This window comes from Acidovorax sp. GW821-FHT10E04 (assembly GCF_059415185.1).
The window spans coordinates 492,303-515,908 of record NZ_JBWKMT010000001.1 but is presented as its reverse complement, the minus strand read 5'-3'; the positions used below and the strand labels follow the sequence as shown (position 1 = coordinate 515,908).

The 23,606-nt window shown below is 66.6% G+C and carries 24 protein-coding genes, 1 tRNA gene and 1 pseudogene; 9 read left to right on the top strand and 17 right to left on the bottom strand.

Translation table 11 applies throughout. The features are described 5' to 3' along the window. Nucleotides 1–43: 43 nt before the first annotated feature. Complete coding sequence (locus AC07OC_RS02380; protein WP_494600357.1) at nt 44–967, bottom strand: LysR family transcriptional regulator; 924 nt, start codon at nt 965–967, stop codon at nt 44–46. 80 nt (nt 968–1,047) lie between these two features. Between AC07OC_RS02380 and AC07OC_RS02375 the strand changes: the two genes are divergently transcribed. Next, the gene (locus AC07OC_RS02375; protein ID WP_494600356.1) at nt 1,048–3,024 is read left to right on the top strand and encodes an alkyl/aryl-sulfatase; all 1,977 of its coding nucleotides are present in this window, start codon (nt 1,048–1,050) and stop codon (nt 3,022–3,024) included. 136 nt (nt 3,025–3,160) lie between these two features. On the opposite strand, the pseudogene AC07OC_RS02370 reads toward AC07OC_RS02375, so the two are convergent. After that, nucleotides 3,161–3,574 (bottom strand): annotated as a pseudogene (locus tag AC07OC_RS02370) (methyl-accepting chemotaxis protein); the annotation flags it as partial. Between the two features lie 62 nt (nt 3,575–3,636). Between AC07OC_RS02370 and AC07OC_RS02365 the strand changes: the two are divergent. The 5 genes from AC07OC_RS02365 to AC07OC_RS02345 all read left to right on the top strand — a co-directional run bounded on the left by AC07OC_RS02365 (nt 3,637) and on the right by AC07OC_RS02345 (nt 6,495). After that, complete coding sequence (locus AC07OC_RS02365) at nt 3,637–3,765, top strand: hypothetical protein (RefSeq protein ID WP_255591499.1); 129 nt, start codon at nt 3,637–3,639, stop codon at nt 3,763–3,765. A gap of 12 nt (nt 3,766–3,777) precedes the next feature. Then, nucleotides 3,778–4,176 (top strand): SMI1/KNR4 family protein, encoded by a 399-nt coding sequence (locus AC07OC_RS02360; RefSeq protein WP_494600452.1) that lies wholly within the window; start codon nt 3,778–3,780, stop codon nt 4,174–4,176. Nucleotides 4,177–4,300: 124 nt separating this feature from the next. Next, on the top strand, nt 4,301–4,897 hold the full coding sequence (locus AC07OC_RS02355) for a hypothetical protein (protein WP_218294814.1): 597 nt from the start codon (nt 4,301–4,303) through the stop codon (nt 4,895–4,897). Further along, entirely contained in the window at nt 4,898–5,233 is a 336-nt protein-coding gene (locus AC07OC_RS02350) for a DUF4303 domain-containing protein (protein ID WP_218294813.1), read from the top strand. Continuing rightward, nucleotides 5,230–6,495 (top strand): DMP19 family protein, encoded by a 1,266-nt coding sequence (locus AC07OC_RS02345; protein WP_218341133.1) that lies wholly within the window; start codon nt 5,230–5,232, stop codon nt 6,493–6,495. The genes AC07OC_RS02350 and AC07OC_RS02345 overlap by 4 nt, the downstream gene beginning before the upstream one ends. A 296-nt stretch (nt 6,496–6,791) precedes the next feature. Here the strand turns inward: AC07OC_RS02345 and AC07OC_RS02340 are convergent, their stop codons facing one another. From AC07OC_RS02340 to tolB, 6 genes are all read right to left on the bottom strand, one after another. Then, a complete protein-coding gene (locus AC07OC_RS02340) occupies nt 6,792–7,394 on the bottom strand; it encodes an IPTL-CTERM sorting domain-containing protein (protein ID WP_218341132.1) in 603 nt (200 codons plus the stop codon). Between the two features lie 370 nt (nt 7,395–7,764). After that, nucleotides 7,765–7,840, bottom strand: a tRNA-Lys gene (locus AC07OC_RS02335). Between the two features lie 43 nt (nt 7,841–7,883). After that, nucleotides 7,884–8,714 carry a tRNA threonylcarbamoyladenosine dehydratase gene (locus AC07OC_RS02330; protein ID WP_218341131.1) on the bottom strand — a complete coding sequence of 277 codons (831 nt, stop codon included), beginning with the start codon at nt 8,712–8,714 and terminating at the stop codon, nt 7,884–7,886. Continuing rightward, complete coding sequence (gene ybgF, locus AC07OC_RS02325) at nt 8,714–9,502, bottom strand: tol-pal system protein YbgF (protein WP_370627849.1); 789 nt, start codon at nt 9,500–9,502, stop codon at nt 8,714–8,716. Before ybgF ends, AC07OC_RS02330 begins: the two co-directional genes overlap by 1 nt. 8 nt (nt 9,503–9,510) lie before the next feature. Then, nucleotides 9,511–10,050 (bottom strand): peptidoglycan-associated lipoprotein Pal, encoded by a 540-nt coding sequence (pal, locus tag AC07OC_RS02320; protein WP_218294808.1) that lies wholly within the window; start codon nt 10,048–10,050, stop codon nt 9,511–9,513. Between the two features lie 44 nt (nt 10,051–10,094). Further along, entirely contained in the window at nt 10,095–11,414 is a 1,320-nt protein-coding gene (gene tolB, locus AC07OC_RS02315) for a Tol-Pal system beta propeller repeat protein TolB (RefSeq protein WP_218341129.1), read from the bottom strand. Between the two features lie 240 nt (nt 11,415–11,654). Between tolB and msbA the strand changes: the two genes are divergently transcribed. Next, on the top strand, nt 11,655–13,463 hold the full coding sequence (msbA, locus tag AC07OC_RS02310) for a lipid A export permease/ATP-binding protein MsbA (RefSeq protein WP_494600355.1): 1,809 nt from the start codon (nt 11,655–11,657) through the stop codon (nt 13,461–13,463). Between the two features lie 38 nt (nt 13,464–13,501). On the opposite strand, the gene AC07OC_RS02305 is transcribed toward msbA, so the two are convergent. The 6 genes from AC07OC_RS02305 to mltG form a co-directional block, all read right to left on the bottom strand. After that, on the bottom strand, nt 13,502–14,176 hold the full coding sequence (locus AC07OC_RS02305) for an ankyrin repeat domain-containing protein (protein WP_218341127.1): 675 nt from the start codon (nt 14,174–14,176) through the stop codon (nt 13,502–13,504). Then, nucleotides 14,173–14,979 carry a TatD family hydrolase gene (locus tag AC07OC_RS02300; protein WP_218341126.1) on the bottom strand — a complete coding sequence of 269 codons (807 nt, stop codon included), beginning with the start codon at nt 14,977–14,979 and terminating at the stop codon, nt 14,173–14,175. The genes AC07OC_RS02305 and AC07OC_RS02300 overlap by 4 nt, the downstream gene beginning before the upstream one ends. 149 nt (nt 14,980–15,128) lie before the next feature. After that, entirely contained in the window at nt 15,129–15,488 is a 360-nt protein-coding gene (locus AC07OC_RS02295) for a PilZ domain-containing protein (protein WP_015013859.1), read from the bottom strand. 17 nt (nt 15,489–15,505) lie between these two features. Beyond that, nucleotides 15,506–16,528: a DNA polymerase III delta subunit-related protein gene (locus AC07OC_RS02290; protein ID WP_218341125.1), complete on the bottom strand. Its 1,023-nt coding sequence runs from the start codon at nt 16,526–16,528 to the stop codon at nt 15,506–15,508. Then, a complete protein-coding gene (tmk, locus tag AC07OC_RS02285) occupies nt 16,525–17,202 on the bottom strand; it encodes a dTMP kinase (RefSeq protein WP_218294802.1) in 678 nt (225 codons plus the stop codon). Before tmk ends, AC07OC_RS02290 begins: the two co-directional genes overlap by 4 nt. 74 nt (nt 17,203–17,276) lie before the next feature. Continuing rightward, entirely contained in the window at nt 17,277–18,260 is a 984-nt protein-coding gene (gene mltG / locus AC07OC_RS02280; protein WP_370627848.1) for an endolytic transglycosylase MltG, read from the bottom strand. Nucleotides 18,261–18,305: 45 nt separating this feature from the next. Here mltG and ygfZ point away from each other — a divergent pair, with 45 nt between their 5' ends. Then, nucleotides 18,306–19,214: a CAF17-like 4Fe-4S cluster assembly/insertion protein YgfZ gene (gene ygfZ / locus AC07OC_RS02275; protein ID WP_218294800.1), complete on the top strand. Its 909-nt coding sequence runs from the start codon at nt 18,306–18,308 to the stop codon at nt 19,212–19,214. A 152-nt stretch (nt 19,215–19,366) separates the two neighbouring features. Here the strand turns inward: ygfZ and AC07OC_RS02270 are convergent, their stop codons facing one another. From AC07OC_RS02270 to AC07OC_RS02260, 3 genes are all read right to left on the bottom strand, one after another. Next, entirely contained in the window at nt 19,367–20,224 is an 858-nt protein-coding gene (locus AC07OC_RS02270; RefSeq protein WP_218294799.1) for a YbgC/FadM family acyl-CoA thioesterase, read from the bottom strand. A gap of 8 nt (nt 20,225–20,232) precedes the next feature. Beyond that, a complete protein-coding gene (locus AC07OC_RS02265; RefSeq protein ID WP_218341123.1) occupies nt 20,233–21,201 on the bottom strand; it encodes an alpha/beta hydrolase in 969 nt (322 codons plus the stop codon). 71 nt (nt 21,202–21,272) lie between these two features. Then, complete coding sequence (locus AC07OC_RS02260; RefSeq protein ID WP_218341122.1) at nt 21,273–22,151, bottom strand: 2-keto-4-pentenoate hydratase; 879 nt, start codon at nt 22,149–22,151, stop codon at nt 21,273–21,275. Nucleotides 22,152–22,210: 59 nt separating this feature from the next. On the opposite strand from AC07OC_RS02260, the gene gbd reads away from it, so the two are divergent. Next, nucleotides 22,211–23,347, top strand: coding sequence for a 4-hydroxybutyrate dehydrogenase (gene gbd / locus AC07OC_RS02255; protein WP_218294796.1), 1,137 nt, complete (start codon nt 22,211–22,213; stop codon nt 23,345–23,347). Nucleotides 23,348–23,606 lie beyond the last annotated feature (259 nt).

Genomic DNA, 23,606 nt, shown 5'->3' with positions numbered 1-23,606 from the left:
AACTCACTTGACCAATCTGCCGGCGCCGCGGCCTGTGCGCACGCTACCTTGCAGGCCCGAGCAATTCGGCCAGGACGCCGATGTAGGCGCTGGCCGCGGCCGAAGGCGTGCGTCCCACAAGCGTCACCAGGCTGTAGTGCGTTTGCATGTCCGTGAAGCCCACGATCCGCAACTGCACGAGAGTGTCGGTATTCGCTTTGAGTGCCGCGGCATGCGGTGCGAGGATCACCGCATCCGCGGTCAGGGCAAGGTGCTGCAGTGTGCCTTCGTCGTCGCAGGCCACGTTGAAGACAGCCCGGTCAGCCCGAGGAAACTGCCGATGGAATTGAATGGCCACTTCGGCAGGAAGGTGCGGACCGGCCATGGGATATTGCATGGCCTGCGCCAGCGTGACCTGCTTGAGCTGGCTCAGCGGATGTTTGGGCCGCACGAAGAACGAGACCGGCTGGTTGGGCAGACGCGCGATCTTCAGGCCAGGCTGCTTCTTCAGGTCTCGTGTGTCGGCCACGAACAGGTCCAGCTGTCGGTTGTACAGCCGTTCACACAGCGAATTCGCATGTGCCACTTCCACCTGCATCGTCAGCTGCGGATAACGCTGCGCCATCAGCGACAACGCCGCACGGCCCAGCGTGCCAGCCGCGAACGGGCCCAGCCCGACCGCGAGGCGGCCGATTGCGAGCTCTTCGAGCTGCAGTACATCGCGCCGGATCTGCTGCGCATCGGCGATCAATTCGCGGGCGCGCGCGAGCACCAGCTCTCCAGCTTGCGTGAAGCGCACGGTGCCGTAGGCGCGGTCGACCAGGCGCGCCTGCAGACTGTCCTCGAGGGTGTCGATGCTGCGCGAAAGCGCGGGCTGCGACAAATGCACCGCCAGCGCGGCGCGGCCGAAGCTGCCGTGGTCGGCGAGGGCAACAAGGTGTTCGAGCTGTCGTAGTTGCATTTTGCGTTTTTCTTTAAATGTCAGCACGTATTTTGCATTTGCCAACGATTTGAATGCTCTCGAGAATGGGTCGCTCGCTTGTTCCTCGTTCACATAAGCAGACAACCATGCCCCGTTCTTCCCTCCTTCCCATTGCCTTCGCCGCCTGGGCCTGCATGCTGGCCACCGCGCCGGTCCTGGCGCAGACCGCCCCCAAGGCGCCCGAGCCCGCCACGCTGAAGGCCAATGCAGAGATGGCGAAGGCGCTGCCTTTCGCCGATCGCCAGGATTTCGAGGATGCGATGCGCGGCTTCATCGGAACGGTGCCCGATGCGCTGGTGCCGGGTACCGGCGCGCGCCCGGTCTGGAACCTGAAGCCCTACGACTTCCTGAAGGCCGACGCGCCGGCTGACAGCGTCAACCCGAGCCTTTGGCGCCAGGCCCAGCTCAATCTCATCCACGGCCTTTTCAAGGTGGTCGACAAGGTCTATCAGGTGCGCGGCTTTGACCTCGCGAACATGACGATTGTTGAAGGCGACACCAGCCTGATCGTGATCGACCCGCTGCTTTCCGTGGAGACCGCCCGCGCCGCGCTCGATCTTTACTACCAGCACCGCCCCAGGAAACCAGTGGGCACCGTCATCTACACCCACGGCCACTCCGACCACTTCGGTGGCGTCAAGGGCGTGGTCAGCGAGGCCGATGTCGCGGCCGGCAAGGTACAGGTGATCGCGCCGTCGGGCTTCATGGAGTCGGCCGTGGCCGAGAACATCCTGGCCGGCACCGCGATGAGCCGCCGTGCGCACTACCAGTTCGGCGTGTTGCTGCCCTCGGGCCCGCGCGGCCAGGTCGACGCCGGCCTGGGCAAACGTCTGGCCAGCGGCACCACCACCCTGATCGCGCCTACCAGCACTATCGAAAAAACCACGGAGGAGCGCACCATCGACGGCGTGGCCTTCGTGTTCCAGCTGGTGCCGGGTTCAGAGGCTCCAGCAGAGATGCTGATCCACCTGCCGCAACAGCGCGTGCTCAACATGGCAGAGGATGTGGCGCACACGATGCACAACCTCTACACCATCCGCGGCGCAGAGGTGCGCGACGGCAACCTGTGGGCCAAATACATTGATCGCGCACGCCTGGATTTCGGCGACAAGACCGACGTGATGATCACGCAGCACCACTGGCCGGTGACGGGGCGCGAGCGTGTCGCCGACCTGCTGAAGAAGCAGCGCGACATGTACAAGTTCATCAACGACCAGACGCTGCGCCTGCTCAACCACGGCCTGGGGCCGCAAGACATCGCCGAGCAACTGCGCATGCCCGCCAGCCTGGAGCGTGAATGGTCGGCACGCGGCTACTACGGCACACTGCGCCACAACGCCAAGGCGGTCTATCAGAAGTACCTGGGCTGGTACGACGCCAACCCGGCCAACCTGGACCCGCTACCACCCGTGCCCCATGCGAAAAAGACGGTCGAATACATGGGTGGCGCTGATGCCGTGCTGGCCCGTGCCCGCGATGACTTCAAGAAAGGCGAGTACCGCTGGGTGGCCAGCGTGATGAATCAGCTGGTGTTTGCCGATCCGGACAACAGCGCGGCGCGCCAATTGGGCGCCGACGCCCTGGAGCAGTTGGGCTATCAGTCCGAGGCCAGCACCTGGCGCAACGCCTACCTGGCGGGTGCGATGGAACTGCGCGGCGGAGTACCGAAGATCCCTGCGCGCAGCAGCAGCACCCCCGACACGCTCAAGGCGGTGAGCAACGAGCTGTACTTCGACTACCTGGCTGTGCGCCTTGATGCGGCCAAGGCCGAAGGCAAGAAGATGGTGATCAACTGGAACTTCACCGATTCCAAGCAGCAGTTCGCGCTGACGCTGGAGAACTCGGCGCTCACCCATGCCAGTGGCCAAGCCCGCAATGCAGACACAACCCTCACCCTGAGCCGTGCCACGCTGGACGCAATTACGCTCAGGCAGACCACCTTCCCCGAAGCGGTGCAGACCGGGCAGATCAAGGTCGAGGGTGACCGCGCCAAGCTTGGCGAGCTGCTGGCAATGTTCGACAGCTTCGAGACGATGTTCCCGGTGGTTGAGCCGAGGAGGTAGGCAATCTTGGATATGCCCCTGGAGGGCCCGGAGATGACAGTTGCGGGCGCGCGGGATGGGATCGCTGAAAGCCGTCGTGGAGGATGCCTGCCGTCCGCGCCTGGCCATCGACCAAGGCGGTCCCCTCCTCGGCGAGCTACCTTAGACGAGCGGCAACGGTAGGTCGTTGTTCGGGGAACGACTCGGTTTTGCGGCTGCGCACGACGGCTCCATCTGCGCCTGACAATTTGAAAAACGCTACCGCATTGACCAACTCTGACGCCTGATTGTTCAAGCTGCTAGCCGCTGCCGCCATCTCTTCGACCAGCGCCGCATTCTGTTGGGTGGCCTGGTCCATCTGCATCACCGCTTCTCCCACCTGCGCCACGCCTTGACTCTGTTCCTCGCTGGCGGCGCTGATCTCTCCCATGAGGTCCGTCACGCGCTTGATGGCGCTGACCACTTCGGTCATCGTTGTGCCGGCCTGGTCAACCAGTGTGGCGCCCTGGCCAACCCGTGAAACGCTTTCACCAATCAGCATCTTGATTTCCTTGGCAGCCTCCGCGCTGCGCCACATCCACGCCGGACCTTTGGCGCCAGCCTGGGTCTGGAGGCACGGAGGCAGGATGTGCCATGAACCCCAGATCAGATGCCACTGCCAAAGAGAACATCAGGAATTCACGCTCCCGTGAACGCATCGGCACTTTGGTTATCCGTCTGCATGATCTTGCGCGACAGGATACCGATGCCGAAGTCAGCTGAGCCGGTGCCAGCATCGAGCAGGCCATCGCCAACGTCGAGGCGGCACTCAACCTGCGCATCTCCGGCTCAGTCCGCAACTTCATCCTGCGCACCGGCGACGGTGGGTTGGATCTGTTCCCGATTTCCGCATTACCCGTGGGCGAGCCACTGGGCGGGCGCGGCACCGCGCACGACGACACGTTGCATTGGCGGCAAGACGCGGGTTCACGCCACTGCTACCTCGTGGCCATTCAGTGCAATGGGGACGACAACGAGCCGTCCTGCCTGGACACATCGCGCGTGGTGGACGGCGAAAATCCCGTGGTGCACTTCTACCCCAGCTCGCACAGCGGCCATGTCGATCGCACCGGACCCAGCTTTATCGACTTCTACGAAGACTACTTCGCACCTTGCTTCGCAGATTGCGATTGACCAGCATCTCCCAGTACCGTATGCACTGCTGGCGCTACGTGTGATGAAAGAAGTGATTTGATCTAAACCGACCTCCACCACCCTCCCAGCCAGCGCAAGCAGCCATCACATGTGAAGCAAAACCATGCCGACACCCCTCACCATCACCCCTGACGGCGTTCACCCCTTGGCGCCCCGCCTGGGCGGCGGCGCGCTGATCGGCGGCGTGGCCCACTGGCCGCACGGCCCCTCGGGCCGGCCGCTGGTGCTCGCCGCATCGCTGCCCGCGGCATTCCTGGCCGAGCATGCGGGCATTGACATCGGCGCGGGCCGCATCGCTTCGGTCTTCACCACCTACGCGCCGGGCACGTACTTCCTCGACGAGATCACCTACCACGGCGACCCGGCCGAACTGGCACTGCTGCGCCGGGGCACCACGCAAGTGCTGGTGCACAAGGCCGGCACATTGGTGCAGAGCGCGCTGGAACTGCCCCCGCACGGCATCCACGTGCAGGCCGGCGGGGACGCGCGGTCCTTCATCGGCGGTGCGCCGCAATGGCTGCAAAACGAAGACCTGGAACTCGGCGGCCTGGCCTTCGCATTGCAGATCGACGGCGGCAACCTGCCCGCGCCGCTGCGCAACCTGTTTTACCTGGCCGACGGGGTAGGCTACCTGTACCTGCCCACGCAGGCCAACGAGAGCACCGACTGCAGCGGCCTCTTCTTCGTACAGGTGACGTAAATGAAAATAGCCACCAGCGCCCGTCCACAAAGCGCAAGCAGCTATCAATACGGGAGCATAAAGAATGAAGACCATGGACAGGGCCATGGCTCCGGTGACGTGGCTTCATCCGACACCGTCAAGGCCCAGGAGCCTCACGCCCTGATCGAGGCATTGAAGCGGCTGGACAACGAGGGCTTCTTGGGCCGGCACCGCCAGGGGGCCAACGCTGCGGTTCTGTTCATCACCTCGCCCGGCTCCGATGATGCCGAAGCGATGGAGGACCAATCGGCCCGGTGGCTGAACCGGCCCGAGGTCTGCGAGACCTTCCTGAAACAGCACAAGGACATGGAATGAGCCCACGACTGCCCCTTGCCGACTGGCCCGCGCTGCTGCGCTGCGCCCCGTACTTCAGCCGTGCCATCGTCGATGCGCTGCACGCATCCGGACCTGACGGCTTCGCGCCACTGGCGCGGGCGGTGTACTACTTCGACCTGTTCGACGCGCAGGTCTCCAACGGCGGCGTGGATCAATACTTCGACAACGTGGCCGCGCATCTGGACGATGCAAGCGCGGTGCCGGGCATCATCGCGGCCAATCCCATCTATGCGTCCGTGCTGCCGCTGATCGAGGAAGTGCACGCGATCTGGAATATGGTCGCGCAGGCGTATCCGGACCAAGAAAATGATGACGATGAGGGAGAAGAAGGCTGTGACGAAGATGCCTGGGATGCCTACCAGGATCTGCTCGCCCCGCACGGGGAGCGCCTTGCAGCCATCGCCACCGAATTCTTCGCCCTGCACCACGCCGTCCGCCAGCGGCTGGAGCAGGACATCGTGCGCGACCCACACCGCTATTTCTCCCTGGCGGCCGTGCCCGGGTTGCGTGGCAGCGGTGTCGAGCATGTGACGCTTGCAGACGGTGCGCACCGCCTGCGCTTCGTGGATGGTTTTCCCATCGGCCCCAACGTCTTCGAGAATCAGGACTGCGGTTGCGACGTGGTCTGGTTCTCGCCCGACCGCACGCTGCTGCAGTGCGAGACACAGGGCTTTGGCAATGAGCGCAGTCGCCACTGGATCCACTACCCCAGCCAGGCCAGCAACAGTTGGACCAGCGGCGAGCACTTCATGAGTGGCGCCCTGCAGTCCGTGCGCAGCGACCGGCTGGCACTGGGCCTGGGCCACCATGGCCTGCATGAGGCTTTCGACGCCCAGGGCCAGCGCGAAAGCACGCAGTTGTACTGGTACGGAGAGGAGTTGTGCAGCGAGCACTTCTACCCCTGTGGCGCACCACTGCTGCGCTGCAGGCGCCAAGACAAGGGCGAACATCAATTGCGCTACTGGCCCAGCGGCGCACTCAACACCGAAAGCATCGAGGGCCATGATGGCGCCACGCGCTACCTGCGCTGCCTGGACGCGCAGGGAAACGACCTGGCCCCCCAGGGCACGGGGCGCCTGTTCGAAATGCTGAGCCTCGATGCCGACATGCGCCAATGGCGCGAAGGCCAACTGGTGGCAGGCTTTCTGCAGGGCCCCGTGGTGCGCATGGCAAGCCAGCCCGACGGCAGCCAGCCGCGCGAAACCGAGCGCACGTTCTTCAAGAATGGCCGTGTGGCCTAGCGCTGTGCACGCCGCCTGGAGGTTCCCCCGCGGCGCGATGCCGTGGCTGTTGTCGATGTGCGGAAGCTGGCCCGCAGCGATCCAGGAACACGCTGCGGTCCTTGTGGCCACCCAAAAGACCTGGGGCGGACGTTGGTTGATTGGCAGCAGCAAGCAACCTGAAACTGCCAGATGGCGTGCAGCCGCCAACCTCAAAAGTCAACCGACACGTCAACTTCGGGTCCTGTGTGCATAGCTGGGGCCCGGCAGTGGCGCTGCCGCTGATCGGGGTTCCTGCTGGAAAGCCCGGGCAGCCTTCAGCCCCGCCTGCGTCTCACTGCTGCGATGCCCAGCATGGCCATCATTGACGCCATGGCCATCAAGGCGTACTCACTCAAGGTAGGAATGCTGGCGGCGGGGACAACTGGCGGCGGAGCCAGCCCGATGTTGATGATGATCTCGTCGCCCGAGGGCAAGAAGAGCGTTCGGGTTCCGACGGTCAGCCCCGCTCCCGCGAGGGTTGTCCCCGCGAACGTCGTTGAGTTCGAGATGGAAGCCTCAGAGATGTAGTTCTCGGGCAAATAAAGATCGGCACCGAGAATGTAGACGCCAGGCCCCATGGAACCAGTGCCGGCTTGTGGTGTGGAGGCTACGCCAGTCAAGCTTGGGAATAGCACACCGCTGAACATGTCTGCAGTCGTTTCCGTCCCGATGCAGATAGCGTTGTTGTGGATCAACCCGTGTCCTGCAGCGCACAACCCGATGGTTGTCAACGCAGACATTGAACTCGTATTGAGCGAGCCGGAGCCTGTCATCACAACATCCGCGCCCACCTGATCGATGTTGATCGTGTAAATGGCTTGGGCCGCGTTCGCCGCGGCCAAGAACGCCAAGCCGACGCAGGCACTGCGCAAGTTCATCTCCGCTCCTCCATATGAATACATATGTGTTCAAGTGTATCGGACGGTTGAATTCACTTGCTACCTATAGGGAGCTGCCATGGCGGCACGCAGCGCCAAGCCACTTCCGCCGGCAGACCTTTCTCGGTCCGACCCGCAGTGGTGTAGCTGAAAGGGTTCGGGCCGCGATCCTGATGACCGCTGACAGCCGCATTCGCCACCCGGTCTTTCTTGAATGCTTGCCATGGTACGGGGACCCTACCGGGGCGCCGGGTAGCACGCTACCTTTTTTGGGTAGTGATGAGCCCATCTGAGGCTATTCCTGAACCCAAAACAAAAAAGCCTGCTATTTATTCAATAGCAGGCTTTTCATATCACGCAAGAAATCGGGTGGTAGGACGTACAAGATTCGAACTTGTGACCAACGGATTAAAAGTCCGCTGCTCTACCAACTGAGCTAACGTCCCGACCTGTTGCAGCAATCGTGGTCGATGGCTGCAAAGCCTTGGATTATAGCGTTGTTTTTACGGCCTTCCTGGAAGTTGCGGCAAGTTTGTCCAGCACCCAGCCCGCGGCACACTGGCCGAAGGTGGCCGTCACGGCGACGACCGAACCATACCCATGGCAATTCAGGGAGCCATCCCCATCGATTTGGCATGACGCATCCGGCGGAGCCACAGCCTCTCGGCTGAAGACACAGTCCACGCCGATCTTCTTGCCCTCGCGTGCGGCACGGTGGTGCTTGCGCATGCGATAGCGCAGTTGCGCCAGCAAAGGATCGTGGGTCGTCCGCGCGAGGTCGTCCACATCCACCTTGTGCGCATGCCGCTTGCCACCCGCCGCACCCACGGTGATGTGCAGCACCCCGCTGGCCTGGGCCCATGCCGCAATGGCCGTCTTGGCCTTGACCTGATCGCAGGCATCGATCACCGCATCAACGGGCACGGGAAGCAACCCAGGCCAGTTTTCCGGCTCCACGAAGTCCTCGATGCAATGGACCGTGCACTCCGGGTGAATCTGTGCGATCCGATCCCGCATCGCCAGAACCTTGGCTTGTCCAATGGTCCCGGTGAGCGCATGAATCTGGCGGTTGATATTTGACTCGGACACATGGTCGAGATCGATCAGGGTGATCTGCCCCACCCCGCTGCGCGCCAAGGCCTCGGCGGCCCATGAGCCTACGCCACCAATCCCCACCACCGCGATGTGTGCCTGGCGGATCCGGGCGGCGCCCTGCACGCCGTACAGCCGCTCCAGTCCGCCGAAACGGCGATCCGGGGCGGCGGACTCAGGCACGACAATGGGGTACGGCGCCGCTTGAACAGACGGTGCGCCGGGCATCACTTCAAGCGGGAAAGGCGTTCTTTGGCCGCCATCGCAGCTTCAGATTGCGGGTAGGCGCGCAGAAGATCTTCCAGCGTCTTGCGCGCGGCCCGCGTGTCCTTGAGTTCGATCTGGCAGTTGGCGATAGACAGGGCCGCTTCCGGCGCGCGGGCATGGGAGGGGGCATCAGCCAGCATCAGCTTGAAGTTGTTGATGGCCTCCTTGTACTCGCGGGTGGCATATTGGGCGTTCCCCAGCCAGAAGCGGGCGGAAGGCACGAAGCCACTGCGCGGGTACTGCCGCACAAACGCCGCAAATGCCGAACTCGCATCGGAAAACTTGCCCGAACGGAACACGGACAGGGCCGCTTCGAAGTCCTTCTTTTCGGCGGGGTCGGCCTGGAACTCCTGGCCGTCCACCGTCACCTTCACCGGCTCAAACTGCTTCAGGCGCTCATCCACTCCCTGGGCAATGTCCTTCTGGCGCCGCTGCAGGTCCGCAGCATCCCGCAGCAACTGCTCGTTCTGGCCCCGAAGCTTGGACTGCTCCATGCGCAGCGTCTCGATCTGCCCCTGCAGATCAAGCAGGCTGCGCCGGAGCTGGCCGTTCTCTTCGCCAAGCCTGCGCATTTCTTCGGCTGCGCGTTGCTGGGACATTTGCAGCCCGTCAACACGCTGGCGCATTTCGATGATGGCGCGGCGGGCCTCGTCGTCCTCAAAAAGGGCTGCATGCGCCGCGGGCAGCAAGGCCGCCGACAGCGCCCCGGCCGCCAGTGCCTTGAACAGGTAGGACACAGGAAAAGACAACGTGCGCATCAACGATAGGACAGTTCTGCCCGGCGATTCTGTGCGTGCACGTCTTCGCTATTGCCTTGGGCGGCGGGCTTTTCCTTGCCAAAGCTCACGGCTTCCATCTGGTTGTCTGGCACACCCAGCAGCGCCAGCGAACGGCGCACGGCTTCGGCGCGCTTCTGGCCCAGGGCCAGGTTGTACTCGCGGCCACCACGGTCGTCGGTATGGCCTTCGATCATGACCTTGCGGCCGTTGCCAGACTTGATGAAGCGGGAATGCGCTTCGATCAGGGACTGGAATTCAGGCTTGATCACGTAGCTGTCGTAGTCGAAATAGACGATGCGGCTCACACCCACGGGGCCGGCTGCATCGCGGCCCGACTGGCCAAGGTCCACGCCGGCCACGCCGCTCTGGGCAGTGTTGCCGGAGTTGGCCCCACTGTTGGTGCCCATGGTGGACGTGGCGTTCTTGTCTTCGACAGGCACGTCATCCAGCTTCACGCCGGAACTGCATCCGGCCATCAATGCGACAACGGTAAGGGCAAGGGTAATGCGTTTGATCATCCAAAATTCTCCTGAAAGCTTGGTAACTGAAAGTGCGGATAAGTTCATTGCTTTTGAAATGGGCCCCAGTCGGGCTCGCGGATATCTCCCGCCTGCCCCGCGAGCCGGGCCTTGATCTTGCCGTCCAGCGTGGTGGTCATGAGCGCTTCGCGCCCTTGCTGCTGGGTGGCATAGACGATGAGGCGGCTATTGGGAGCAAAACTGGGGTTCTCGTCCGCCGTGGTGTCCGTGACTGCATTCACGGTGCCGGAGGACAGGTCCATGACGTGCAGCTTGAAAGCCCCGCCAACGCGGGAAATATAGGCCAGCCAGCGGCCATCCGGGCTGATGCTGGGGGAAATGTTGTAGCTGCCCGTGAAAGTGACACGCTCCGCATTGCCGCCAGAGGCAGGGACCTTGTAGATCTGCGGTGCGCCACCCCGGTCGCTCACGAAGTAGATGCTGCGGCCGTCGCCGGAGAACACGGGTTCGGTATCGATGCCCGAGCTCTGCATGAGGCGGCGCGGTTCGCCGCCATTGGCGTCGATGGTGTAGAGCTGGGAGCCGCCATCACGGCTCAGCGTCACGGCCAGGGAGCGTCCGTCCGGAGCCCAGGCGGGCGCGCTGTTGGAGCCCCGGAAATTGGCGATCAGGCGCCTGCGGCCGGAGGCCACGTCGTGCACGTAGACAACGGGTTTGCGTGATTCGAACGAGACGTAGGCGAGCTGGCCGCCATTGGGCGACCAAGCGGGCGAGATGATGGGCTCGGGGCTCGACAGGGCCGACTGCGCATTCTCGCCGTCGGCGTCCGCCACCCACAGGCTGTAGCGGGGGCCGGTCTTGGTGACGTAGGCAATGCGGGTCGAGAAAATTCCGCGTTCACCCGTCAGCTTTTCATAGATGAAATCGGCGATGCGGTGGGCCACCAGGCGCAGATCGCCCTGCGTGACCACAAAGCTCTGCCCGCCCAGGTCCTGCCCCTTCACCACATCCCAAAGGCGAAAGCGGATGTCGAAGCGGCCATCCGCCAGGCGCGTGATGCTGCCGGTTGCCAGGGAATCCGCGCTTTTCTGGCGCCACAGGGCCACATCGGGGCGCGCGGTTTCGTCCAGCACCGCGCCCGACGCATCCACCGCACGGAACTGGCCACTGCGCTCCAGGTCGGCCTGGACAATGGACGACATCTTCTGGGGCGCCTGCGCCTCGCCCCGGAACGGAGCGATCGCAATGGGCAGCTGGGTCAGGCCAACGCCCGTCACCTCGACGCGAAATTGCGCCAGTGCTGGCAGGGCGGGAGTGGCAATGAGCGCGGCCAGTATCTGGCGGCGCAAGGGATGCGGCAAAGCCGCAGGAGATGGGTGTGTAGAGATTCGATCTGTGGTCATTGGCATCCAGCGGTAGCCGAACAAATGCCGAAGGGCAAACCCGAATGTTACACACAGCGGGAAAACCCCTGTGACAAACTGTGCGGCCACCAGGGCCATCGGCCTTGATTTCGAGCCAACCGTGCGCATGGCCTTCGGTGCTGGCTTTTTCCTGCCGCGCCGGCCCGCATCCGATCAATCTGGCACCGCTCAGAGGAGCGTGCAGGCCCTGGCAGCCCGCGACCGTAGAATCCGGGCCACATGCAAGCCACAGATTCAGGCCCGGGCGCCACGCCCGCCCCCCCTCCTCCTCCTGCCGCAAGCCTGACCACGCGCCTTCAGCGGCTATCGGTCTACTTCGGCAACCAGCGGATGGCCTGGAGCCTTGCCGTTGTCGCCACCCTCGTGGGCGCCGTGACCGAGCCCCTGATTCCCGCGCTGCTGCAGCCTTTGCTGGACCGCGGCTTCACCCAGGGAACCCTGCAGCTGTGGATGGTGCCCCTGGCCATCCTGGGCGTTTTCTTCGTGCGCGGCGTCGCGCAGTTCGTCGGCCAGTACGCGCTGGCACGCATAGCCAACGAGGGCATGCTGACGCTGCGGCAATCGCTGTTCGACAGGGTCCTGGCGGCGGAAATGGGCCTGTTCTCGCGGCAGTCGGCCAGCACCTTGTCCAACACCGTGGTGTACGAAGTGCAGACCGGCGCAACCTTGCTCGTGCAAGCCCTGCTGGGCGTATCGCGTGACGGGTTCACGCTGGTGGCGCTGCTGGCCTACCTGCTGTACCTCAATTGGCAGCTCACGCTGATCGTGGCGGTGGTGGTGCCGGGCGTGGCCTGGATCATGAAGACACTTTCCCGGCGCCTCTACCACCTGACAAAAAGCAGCCAGCAGGCGACCGACGAGCTGGCCTACGTGGTGGAGGAAAACGTGCTGGCGCACCGCATGGTGCGGCTGCACGGCGCGCAGGCCGGCCAGGCCGGGCGCTTCGCCGGGCTGAGCCAGAGCCTGCGCCGCCTGGCCATCAAGTCGACGATTGCGTCCGCGGCCATGACACCGCTCACGCAGTTGCTGGCCGCCGCGGCGCTCTCCGTGGTGATCTGCATCGCCCTGTGGCAAAGCCGTGGCGCGGTGGACGCGAAGGACGTCACGGTGGGCGGCTTCGTGTCGTTCATCACGGCCATGCTGATGCTCATAGCTCCCATCCGCCGCCTGGCCGATGTCGCCAGCCCGATCACCCGGGGGGTGGCGGCCCTTGAACGGGGACTCGCGCTGCTGGGCGACACCGGCGCCGAAACAGGCGGCCAGTACCGCACGGACCGCGTGCGGGGCGCGCTGGAGCTGTCCCGGGTGACGGTGTCGTACGGCTCCGACCATGCCCCGGCACTGGACCAGGTCAGCCTGTGCGTGGAGCCCGGTGAAATCGTCGCCCTGGTCGGCCCCTCCGGCGCCGGAAAGACGACGCTGGTCAACCTGCTGCCACGGTTCGTGATGCCCGCGTCGGGCGACATCCTGGTGGATGGCCGCCCCCTGCCCGAGTGGGACCTGGGATCGCTGCGGTCGCAGTTCGCAATGGTGAGCCAGGACGTGGTGATGTTCAACGACACCATCGCCGCCAACGTGGCGCTGGGGCGCGAGGTGGACGACCTGCGCGTGCAGGAATGCCTGGCGGCCGCGAACCTGGCGGAACACGTGGCGGCGCTTCCACGGGGCATCCACACCGTGGTGGGCCACAACGCCACCCAATTGTCAGGCGGGCAGCGGCAGCGGCTGGCGATTGCCCGGGCGCTGTACAAGGATGCCCCCATCCTGATCCTGGACGAGGCCACCTCGGCGCTGGACACCGAATCGGAGCGGCTGGTGCAGGACGCCCTCCAGCGCCTGATGCAGGGGCGCACCACGCTGGTCATTGCCCACCGCCTGTCCACCATCGAACATGCGGACCGGGTCATCGTCATGGAGCGTGGACGCATTGCCGAGCAAGGAACCCATGGCGAACTGATGGCGCGGGGCGGGCTGTACGCGCGCCTGCAGGCGCGGCCGGCCTCGGGCGAAACCGCCGCACTCCACTGAACCCGCGCCACCCCGCGCGGGAAACCCTCGCAGGAGCCCTACCACCTGCCCCGGTTGGGCTGGCGCTTGCGTATGGCAGCGGCAATCCGTTCCGCAGAATCGGTGCGGCTCACGCGCATGGCGAAGTCCGTGGCGGTCAGGCCCAGCTGGTTCTTGAGCGTGGGGTCGGCGCCCTCGTCCAGCAAAAGCTGCACGGACTCGATGGAGCCGTAGTGCGCCGCCATCATGAGGGGGGTCGTGCCGTTGGGCGAAGCGGCATCGATGTACGCATGGTTTTCCAGCAGCAGCGCGATGATCGCCGCATGCTGGGGCGAGCCGGCGGACGCCGCGTAGTGCAGGGGCGTCCAGCCCGTCTTGTTCACATCCGCATCGCGTGCAAGAAGCGCCTTCACGGCCTCCACGTTGCCCTTGAGCGCGGCCATCATCAAGGGGCTCTCGTCCTGTGCGTTCCGTGCATCCACATTCACCTGCCGTGCGGCCAGCAGCGCAAAGAAGGCCTTGGAAGCGCCGTTTTGCAAGGCGATGGTGAGGCCCACCTGGCCTTTCGGGTCGCGCGTATCAGGGTCGAACCCCCTGCGCAGCAGCCCGGTGATGGCGCCACCGTCATCGCGCAGGATGGCGGCAAAAAAATCCTCGTAGGCTCCTGCCCAGATAGCGGGAGCAGCCAGCCCCAGCGCCAGGGTCGCCAACACGTTGCGGCGATGGTGGATCATTCGGTCACTCCCTTGAACAAGGCGTCGAAGTTGCGGCTCGTGGCCTCGGCCACCGCCTCGAGCGCCAGCCCCTTGGTTTCGGCCACCTGCCTGGCCACGTAGGGTACATACGACGGGTTGTTGGTCTTGCCACGGTATGGCACGGGCGCGAGGTAGGGGCTGTCGGTTTCGATCAGGGTGCGGTCCAGCGGCACGAAGGCCACCACGTCGCGCAGTTCCTGGGCGCTCTTGAATGTGACGATGCCCGAAAAGGAGATGTAGTAGCCCAGATCGAGCGCCGCGCGCGCCACCTGCATCGATTCGGTGAAGCAGTGGAACACGCCGCCCGCGCGGTTGCCGGGGCCGTCCTCACCCTCCTCGCGCAAGATGGAGAGCGTGTCGTCCGACGCGCTGCGGGTGTGGATGACCAGCGGCTTGCCGCACGCCCGCGCCGCGCGGATGTGGTTGCGAAAGCGCTCGCGCTGCCACTCCAGGTCGGCGATGCTGCGCCCTCCCTTGCGGTCCTCCATGCCGTAGTAGTCGAGCCCCGTCTCGCCAATGGCCACCACGCGCGGCAAGGCGGCGCGCTCCAGCAGGTCCTGCACCGTGGGCTCGGCGATGCCTTCGTTGTCCGGGTGCACGCCCACCGTGCTCCAGAAGTTGTCGTGCGCCATGGCCAGGGCATGCACGCCCTCGAACTCTTCCAGGGTGGTGCAGATGCACAAGGCCCGGTCCACCCGCGCGTCGGCCATGGCCTGGCGGATGGCGGGCAGCTGGCTCGCCAGTTCGGGAAAATTGAGATGACAGTGCGAATCAGTGAACATGCGGTTTCAAAATAATCGTGTTTGCGCGCCACGCGGGCCACCGGTGGCCATCGCAGCCTCCGGGGTGGGCGGCAACCCCGCACGCCGCAGCCAGCAAACAAAAATGCCGACCCGCCTGGCACGGGTCGGCACGGTGGGCGGGTGCCGGCTCAGATGGTCTGTGTCGGCCGGTCGGACCCCAGCGCCGTGCCGAGCAGTTCCTCGATCTTGGCCTTGAGCTGGCGCGACTTCTCGTCCTTGGGAAACTGGATGCCCACGCCCTGCGTCCGGTTGCCCGCAGCCCGCGCCGGGGTGACCCAGGCCACGCGGCCGGCCACCGGATAGCGCTGCGTGTCGTCCGGCAGCGTCAGCAGCACATAGACATCATCGCCCAGCTTGTAGTCCCGCTGGGTGGGGACAAAAATGCCCCCTTCGGCGAAAAAGGGAATATAGGCCGCGTACAGGGCCGCCTTTTCCTTGATGGCCAGCTGCATGACGCTGGGGCGGGGGGCGGTGGATGGACTGCTCATGGATGGGTGGGTACGGCTCAGTGCTTGGAGTGTAGGGTGTTTCGCGCCTGGGCGACAAGCGCCTCCAGCATGAGGCCGGCATTGAAAGGATGGTCCGCCGTGCGTGCGGCCTTGGCCAGCGCGCGCGACCAGCGTGTCAGCGCGCCCAGCGGCGGCAGCGCCTTCGGGAGGTCCGTCGCCGCGAAGTAGCGCGGAGCGGCGCCCACGCTCGCCGCCAGCAGGTCATGGCAGAGCTTTTGCAGCGCATCGATGGCCTGCGCAGGCGCCCAGTCCCCGAGCGCAGTCACATCCCCCTTGGCGACGGCCTGGGGCAGCGCGGACCAGGCCTGCGGACTGCGCCCCGACTGGGCCAGCGCCAGCGCATCGTCGGGCCGCCCGCCGGCGGCGCGCAGGAACGCCGTCGCGGCGGCGCCGGCAACGCCCTGCCCTTGCAGCCACTGCAGCATCTGGTCCTCGGCGGGCCAGACCATCGTGTGGCCCAGGCAGCGGCTGCGGATGGTGGGCAGCAACTGGTGCGCGGCCTCGCTGGCCAGGACGAAGCGCACATCTCCCGGCGGCTCCTCCAGGGTCTTGAGCAAGGCATTGGCCGTGATGTGGTTCATCTGCTCGGCGGGATACACCAGCACGGCCTTGCCCCGGCCACGGGCCGAGGTGCGCTGCGAGAACTCCACCGCGTCGCGCATCGCTTCCACGCGGATCTCGCGGCTGGGCTTGCGCTTCTTGTCGTCGATGTCCGCCTGGGCCTTCTCCGACAGGGGCCAGCCCAGCGCCATCATCTGCACCTCGGGCATCAGCACGCACAGGTCGGCATGCGTGCGCACGTTGACCGCATGGCAGCTGCCGCACTGGCCGCAGGCACCCTGCGCGGTCGGTGCATCGCACAGCCAGGCGCGCACCAGCTCCATGCCCAGCGCGTACTGGCCCATGCCCGACGGGCCCTGCAGCAGCCAGGCATGCCCGCGCTGGGCCAGCAGGCTGGCACGCTGTGCGGCGATCCAGGGCGCGAGGGCCGTCGCAGGGGCGTTGGCGGATTCGCTCATGCCGCCCCTCCCTGGGTGGCCACCATGATGGCCAGCCAGCCCTTGCGCACAAAGACGCTGGTGAGCTGCTGCCACACGCGGTGGCGGTCCTGCGCGGCGTCCAGCCGTGCAAACCGCTGGGGTGCGGCGGCCGCGCGGTCGGCATAGCCCTGGGCCACCCGGCGGAAGAACTCGGCCGGCTGGGCCTCGAAACGGTCGGGCACGCGGGCGCCGGCCAGGCGCTGGGCAGCCACTTCCGGCGCCAGATCGAACCACACGGTCAGATCGGGCTCACGCATCAGATCGGCCTCTGGCGAAAGACCCGTCTGCGCAAGCCGCTCCAATATCGATAGCACGCCAAGATCGAAGCCCCGGCCGGCCCCCTGGTAGGCGAAGGTGGCATCGGTGAAACGGTCGCACAGCACCACGTCGCCACGCGCGAGGGCGGGCTCGATCACATTGCGCAGGTGGTCCCGGCGCGCGGCGAAGATGAGCAGCGATTCGGTGAGCGGGTCCATCGGGTCGTTGAGGACCATCTCGCGCAGTTTTTCGGCCAGCGGCGTGCCACCGGGCTCGCGGCTCACGGTGACCGCGCGGCCCTGCGCACGGAAAGCCGCCGCCAGGCCCTCGATGTGCGAGGACTTGCCCGCGCCGTCGATGCCTTCAAAGGTAATGAAAAGACCGGGTCGTGACATGAAAGCCTTGGGTTGAATCTGCAGGGGCGCATGGCTCGGGGCGCCGCGGCCGCCCGCGCACCAGGCCGCATGCGCTACTGGCCGCGCTGGTAGCGGTTGACCGCACGGTTGTGCTCTTCCAGCGAGGCACTGAAATGGCTGGTGCCGTCGCCCTTGGCCACGAAGTACAGCGCACGCGTGGGCTCGGGCTGCACCGCCGCGAGCAGGGCGGCCTTGCCGGGCATGGCGATGGGCGTGGGAGGCAGGCCGGCCCGGGTGTAGGTGTTCCACGGCGTGTCGGCCAGCAAATCGCGCCGGCGCAGGTTGCCGTCGAACCGCTCGCCCAGGCCGTAGATGACGGTGGGGTCGGTCTGCAGCAGCATCCCGGCGCGCAGGCGGTTGGCAAAAACCCCGGCAATCTGGGCGCGGTCGCCCGGACGGCCGGTTTCCTTCTCGACGATGCTGGCCAGTATCAATGCTTCATCGGCCGACTTGAGCGGCGTGTCGGCCGCGCGCTGGGCCCAGGCGGCCTCCAGGCGGCGGTCCATGGCGTGCAGCGCCCGGCGCAGCAGGGCGATGTCGCTGGAGCCCTTGGCATAGGCGTAGGTGTCCGGAAAGAACCGCCCCTCGGGAGGCACGCCCGGGCGGCCCAGCTGGGCCATCAGCGCCTCGTCGCTCAGGTTCGCCGCGTCGGGCTTGAGCTGGTCTTCCCTGGCGAGGGCCTGGCGCACCTGGCGCCAGTTCCAGCCCTCCACCAGGGTCAGCGCGCGCAGGGTTTCCTCGCCGCGCACCAGTTTCTGCAGCAGGCCCCGTGGGGTGGTTCCGGGCGGGATTTCATAGTTGCCGGCCTTGATGGCGCGGTCCTGGCCCGAGAAGCGGAACCATGCGTAGAGCATGCGCGCATCGACCCGCGCCCCCGCGGCCACCACGTCGCGCGCAATGCCCCGGGGCGTGGTGCCGGGCTCGATGGCCAGCTCCAGGGGTTCGCTGCCCGTCACCAACGGCTGGTGCAGCCACCAGAAGGCCGCACCGCCCGAGGCGATCAGAACCAACGCAATCAAAGCCAATAGACGTCGCACAACCCTGATGAATGTGTGTGTAGAACCGGGCATCATAATTCAGCGATGACTACCCCCTTGAACGGCATAGCCCCCCTGTCCCACCTGGGCGTGATTCGCGTGGAAGGCGAAGACGCCGCCAAGTTCCTGCACGGCCAGCTCACCCAGGATTTCGCCCTGCTGGGCATGGACCAGGCCCGCCTGGCAGCGTTCCTGTCCGCCAAGGGCCGCATGCAGGCCACCTTCATCGGCTTCAAGCGCAGCGCCAGCGAGATCCTGCTGGTCTGCAGCCGCGACCTGCTGCCGCCCACGCTCAAGCGCCTGTCGATGTTCGTGCTGCGCTCCAAGGCCAGGCTGACCGACGCCACCGCCGACTTCGCCCTGTACGGCCTGGCGGGCGATGTGGTGCCCGGCGGCGGCCAGCCCGCCTGGACCAAGGCCGACGTGGGTGCCGCCTCGGTGGTCCACCTGTATCCCGCCGACGGCCGGCCGCGCGCGCTCTGGGTGGCCCCCGCGGGAGAACCCGCGCCCGCCGGTCCCGCGATGGAACCCGCCCTGTGGCTCTGGAGTGAAGTGCGCAGCGGCGTGGCAACGCTGACCACCCCGGTTGTCGAGGCCTTCGTGCCCCAGATGCTCAACTACGAGTCCGTGGGCGGCGTGAACTTCAAGAAGGGCTGCTACCCCGGGCAGGAGGTGGTGGCGCGCAGCCAGTTCCGGGGCACGCTCAAGCGCCGCACCTACATTGCCCACGCCCCGGCCGATGTGGCGGTGGGGGCCGAAGTGTTCGCCGTGCCGGACCTGGAACAGCCTTGCGGTACCGTCGTGCAGGCCGCCCCGGCACCCGGTGGCGGCACCGACGCCCTCGTGTCGCTGCAGATCGCCGCCGCGCAGGGTGGTGCCCTGCAGGTGGGCAACGTGCAGGGCGTGCCGCTGGCACTGGCGCCCCTGCCGTACGAGCTGCTCGCGGACATCTGACGCCCGCGGGCAGGACCGGGCCGCTGCGGGATCAGGCCACGCCGCTATGCATTCAGGAGCATCCCGCGCTTGATGCAGGGCGGATCCAGATACGAATCCCCCCAGGGCCGTTTGCAGGAAAGCGCGAGGCGCTTTCTTTTTGATAGCAGAATCTACCAGCGCCGCGCCATCGCGATGTGGGCGATGCCCGCCTCTTCCCAGGGCTCGCCCACCACGGCGAACCCCGCGCGGCGGTAGAAGCCTTCCGCGCTGCGCTGGGCGTGCAGGCGCACCTCGCCGTCGCCACGGGCCCGCGCGGCGGCCACCAAGGCTTCCAGCAATTGCTGGCCCCACTGCGCGCCGCGCACGGAGCGGTCCACCGCCATGCGCCCGATGCGGCCCACGCCGGCCGCCTCCTGCAGCAGCCGCCCCGTGGCCACGGGCATGCCCAGGCGGTTGTAGAGCACGGCGTGGCGCGCGCTGGCGTCCAGGGCATCGGCCTCGATGTCCGCGGGAATGCCCTGCTCGCGCACGAAGACCGCGGTGCGCAGGCGCCCGGCATCGCGGCCCAGCGTGTTCCAGTCGCCGGTCTTGACCTCGGCCATCGCGGCGCCGGCCTCGAAGCCCTCGAAGATGGAGCGCAGGCTGTCAGGCACCGGGCGCGAAGTCTGCGTGGCCGGGTCGGCGAACACATAGACCAGCTCGCCCGAGACGAGCAGCTGGTCGCCGCTGAAGATGCCCGCCTGGAACAGGCTGGACGAATTGCCCACCCTGGCGCAGCGCAGGCCCACGTCCAGCGTGTCGTCCAGACGCGCCGACGCATGGTATTCCAGCGTGGCCTTCTTCACGTACATCTCGCCGTCCAGGGCCAGCATGCCCGCTTCATACGGCAGCGCCAGCGCCCGCCAGTAGTCGGACATCGCCGTGTCGATGTACATGAGGTAGTGTGCGTTGAACACGATTTTTTGCATGTCCACCTCGGCCCAGCGCACGCGCAGGCGGTGAAAACAGCGGAAGTCACTGCGTTGCATGGATAGATTCACTCCGTGGTTTGAAAGAACGCCTGGCGCAGCGCCCGGGCCGCGTCGGCATGGGCGGTGCGCGCCTCGGGAATGGCACGGCCCATCTTGATGAATTCATGGGTCACCCCGCGGTAGATCTCCAGGTCCACGGGCACGCCCGCGAGCCGCAGCTTGTCCGCATAGTCCACGCCCTCGTCCACCAGCGGGTCGCATTCGGCCAGGCCGATCCAGGCGGGGGCCACGCCGTCCACGTCGGGGGCGTGCAGCGGGGCGAAGCGCCAGTCCTCGCGCTCGGCGCGGCTGCGCACATAGTTGCCAAAGAACCAGCTGATGGCAGGCTCTTCCAGCACCAGGCCGCGCGCGAACGTGGCATGCGAGGGCGTGTCCTGGTGGGCCGCGCAGCCCGGGTAGAACAGCAGCTGCAGCGCCAGCGGCAGGCCCGCGTCGCGCGCCAGGATGGCGTTCACGGCGGCCAGTGTTCCGCCCGCGCTGTCTCCGCCCACGGCCACGCGCGCCGGGTCGGCGCCCAGTTCGCGGGCGTGGGCAGCAAGCCATGCAAGCGCATCCCAGGCATCGTTGCTCGCGGTGGGAAACCGGTGCTCGGGCGCGAGCCGGTAGTCCAGCGACACCACCATGCAGCGGCCCAGGCGCGCCAGCTCGCGGCACAGGATGTCGTGCGTGGCAATGCTGCCGATGGTGAAGCCGCCGCCGTGGGTGTACAACAGCACTGGCAGGCCCGCTTCCGTGGTCGGTGCGTACAGCCGCGCGGGCAGCGCATGGCCGTCGCGCGCGGGGATGTGCAGGTCCTCCACCCGCGCCAGGGCCGCCTTGGGCACCTCCAGCACATCGGCGCCCGCCTGGTAAGCCGTGCGTGCGTCCTGGGGCGAGCGGGTGTGCAGCGGGGGGTGCCCCGCGCGCGCCATGCGCTCAAGCACGCTGCGCATCTGGGGGGTCAGGCGGGTGTGGTGGATGTGCAGTTCGGCCAACGGTCAGGATCTCGGCAACAGGAGGAAGCCCGCGCAGGCGGGCAGCCCGCGGGTCGTTTGTTTGTTTGTTGTTACTTGAAGGTCACGCGCACGGGCGCGGCGCCCGGCAGGCCTTCGTAGGTCGCTGTCACCGCCAGGCCCGCCTTGGGCGGCAGCAGCGGCGAGAACGAACCCAGGCTGATCAGGTCGCCCGGCTGCATCGCCAGCCCCTCCTGCGCGAGGGCGCCCGCGAGCCACACCACGGCATTGAGGGGATGGTCCAGGATGTCGCTGCCCTTGCCGCCGCCCAGGCGCGCACCCGCGCCGTCGGCCAGCGACACATTCATGTCGGCCAGGGCCTGCAGCATCGCGAAGCGCTCGGCCCGGTAGGCCGGCACGGGCAGCGGCGCGCCTGCCACGCCCAGCCGCGCACCCACGTTGATGGCCGTCACGCCGGCGCCATTGAGCTTGGGCGGCGCCTGCACCATGAGGTCAGGCAGTTCGATGAAGGGGATGACCTGGTCCACTGCTTCCAGCACCTCCATCGGCGTCCTGGCATGGTTGATGGCGGTGCTCTTCACCCGCACCAGCATGTCGGCTTCGTACAGCGGCCGGGCGCCGAAGGCCGCGTCCACGGTGGCGCCACTGGGCAGGACCATGCCTTCATAGAGCTTGCCCCACACGGGCTTGTCGGTGTTGAAGCGCTTTTGCACCGCAGGATTGGTAAGGCCGGCCTTGTAGCCCACGACCTTGCCCAGACGCTGCGCCAGCAACTGGTTGACCTTGGCGCGGGTGCAGGCGCCATCGGCGTCCGACAGGTCCTCGGGGTTGGCGGCCGGGGACTTCGCGGTGTAGTGGGCCACCAGCTCGGCGGCCTGGGCATCGGTCAGGCAGCCGGCCTGCGCGGATGTCGCAAACGCGACGAATGCACCGGCCAGTGCGAGCGGAATGAGGGTTTGCTTCGTGGTCATCGGTGCCTCCGGGTTGTAGAGTCTTTGCAGCAATCGTAAACGTAACTTCCACCTTCACCATGGCTTTCATCTACTACGTCACCCAGATCCAGTTCGAGTTCGGCGCGGTCAAGCTGCTGCGGCAGGAATGCGAGCGCGTCGGCATCACACGCCCCCTGCTCGTGACGGACCCCGGCGTGAAGGCCGCTGGTGTCCTGCAAAAGGCGCTGGACGCCCTGCCTGGCATGACCGTGGCGGTGTTCGACCAGACGCCCTCCAACCCCACCGAGGCCGCCGTGCGCGCCGCCGTGGCGATCTATCAGGCCGAGGGCTGCGACGGCCTGATCGCCGTGGGCGGCGGCTCGGCCATCGACTGCGCCAAGGGCATCGCGATCGCCGCCACGCACGACGGGCCGCTCACGCACTACGCCACCATCGAAGGCGGCTCGCCCCGCATCACCGAGCGCGCCGCGCCGCTGATCGCGGTGCCCACCACCAGCGGCACCGGCAGCGAGGTGGCGCGCGGCGCCATCATCATCGTGGACGACCACCGCAAGCTCGGGTTCCACTCGTGGAACCTGGTGCCCAAGACCGCCATCTGCGACCCCGAGCTCACGCTGGGCCTGCCGCCCATGCTGACCGCCGCCACGGGCATGGACGCGATCGCCCACTGCATGGAAACCTTCATGTCGGCCGCCTTCAACCCGCCGGCCGACGGCATTGCCCTGGACGGCCTCACGCGTGGCTGGGCCCACATCGAGCCGGCCACGCGCAACGGCAGCGACCGCGAGGCGCGCCTGCACATGATGAGCGCGAGCATGCAGGGCGCCATGGCCTTCCAGAAGGGACTGGGCGCCGTGCACTCGCTCAGCCACAGCCTGGGTGGCGTGAACCCGCGCCTGCACCATGGCACGCTCAACGCCATGTTCCTGCCCGCCGTGGTCCGGTTCAATGCCGGCGCCGAATCGGTGCGCAACGAAAAACGCCTGGAGCGCATGGCCCACGCCATGGGGTTGGGCGCGGCGGGCGACATCCCCGAGGCCATCCGCGACATGAACGCCCGCCTGGGCCTGCCCACGGGCCTTGCCGCCATGGGCGTGACCGAAGGCATGTTCGACGACATCATCAGGGGCGCGCTGGCCGACCACTGCCACAAGACCAACCCGCGCATCGCCACGCCCGAGGAGTACCGCGAGATCCTGAGCCAGTCGCTGTAGGGCCCGCTCCCGTCCCCCCGGCTTTTCACCAGCCCCCCGCCGCGCCTGCCCCGCTGGCGCGGCGCGCGGCCAGCGGGCGGCGGCCCTCCTTCGCCGTGCCCGCGCGCCCGCAACGCACCCCCAGCCTTCCCCCTGGCGAAGCCCGGCGGGATTGCGCTACCCCGGGTGCCGCACACCCCCTGCCCACACGCTAGACTCCGGTCGGTCAACAATTAATTAACAATTCATTACCCTGGGGTTTTGGGGGGAGGGCCACGAC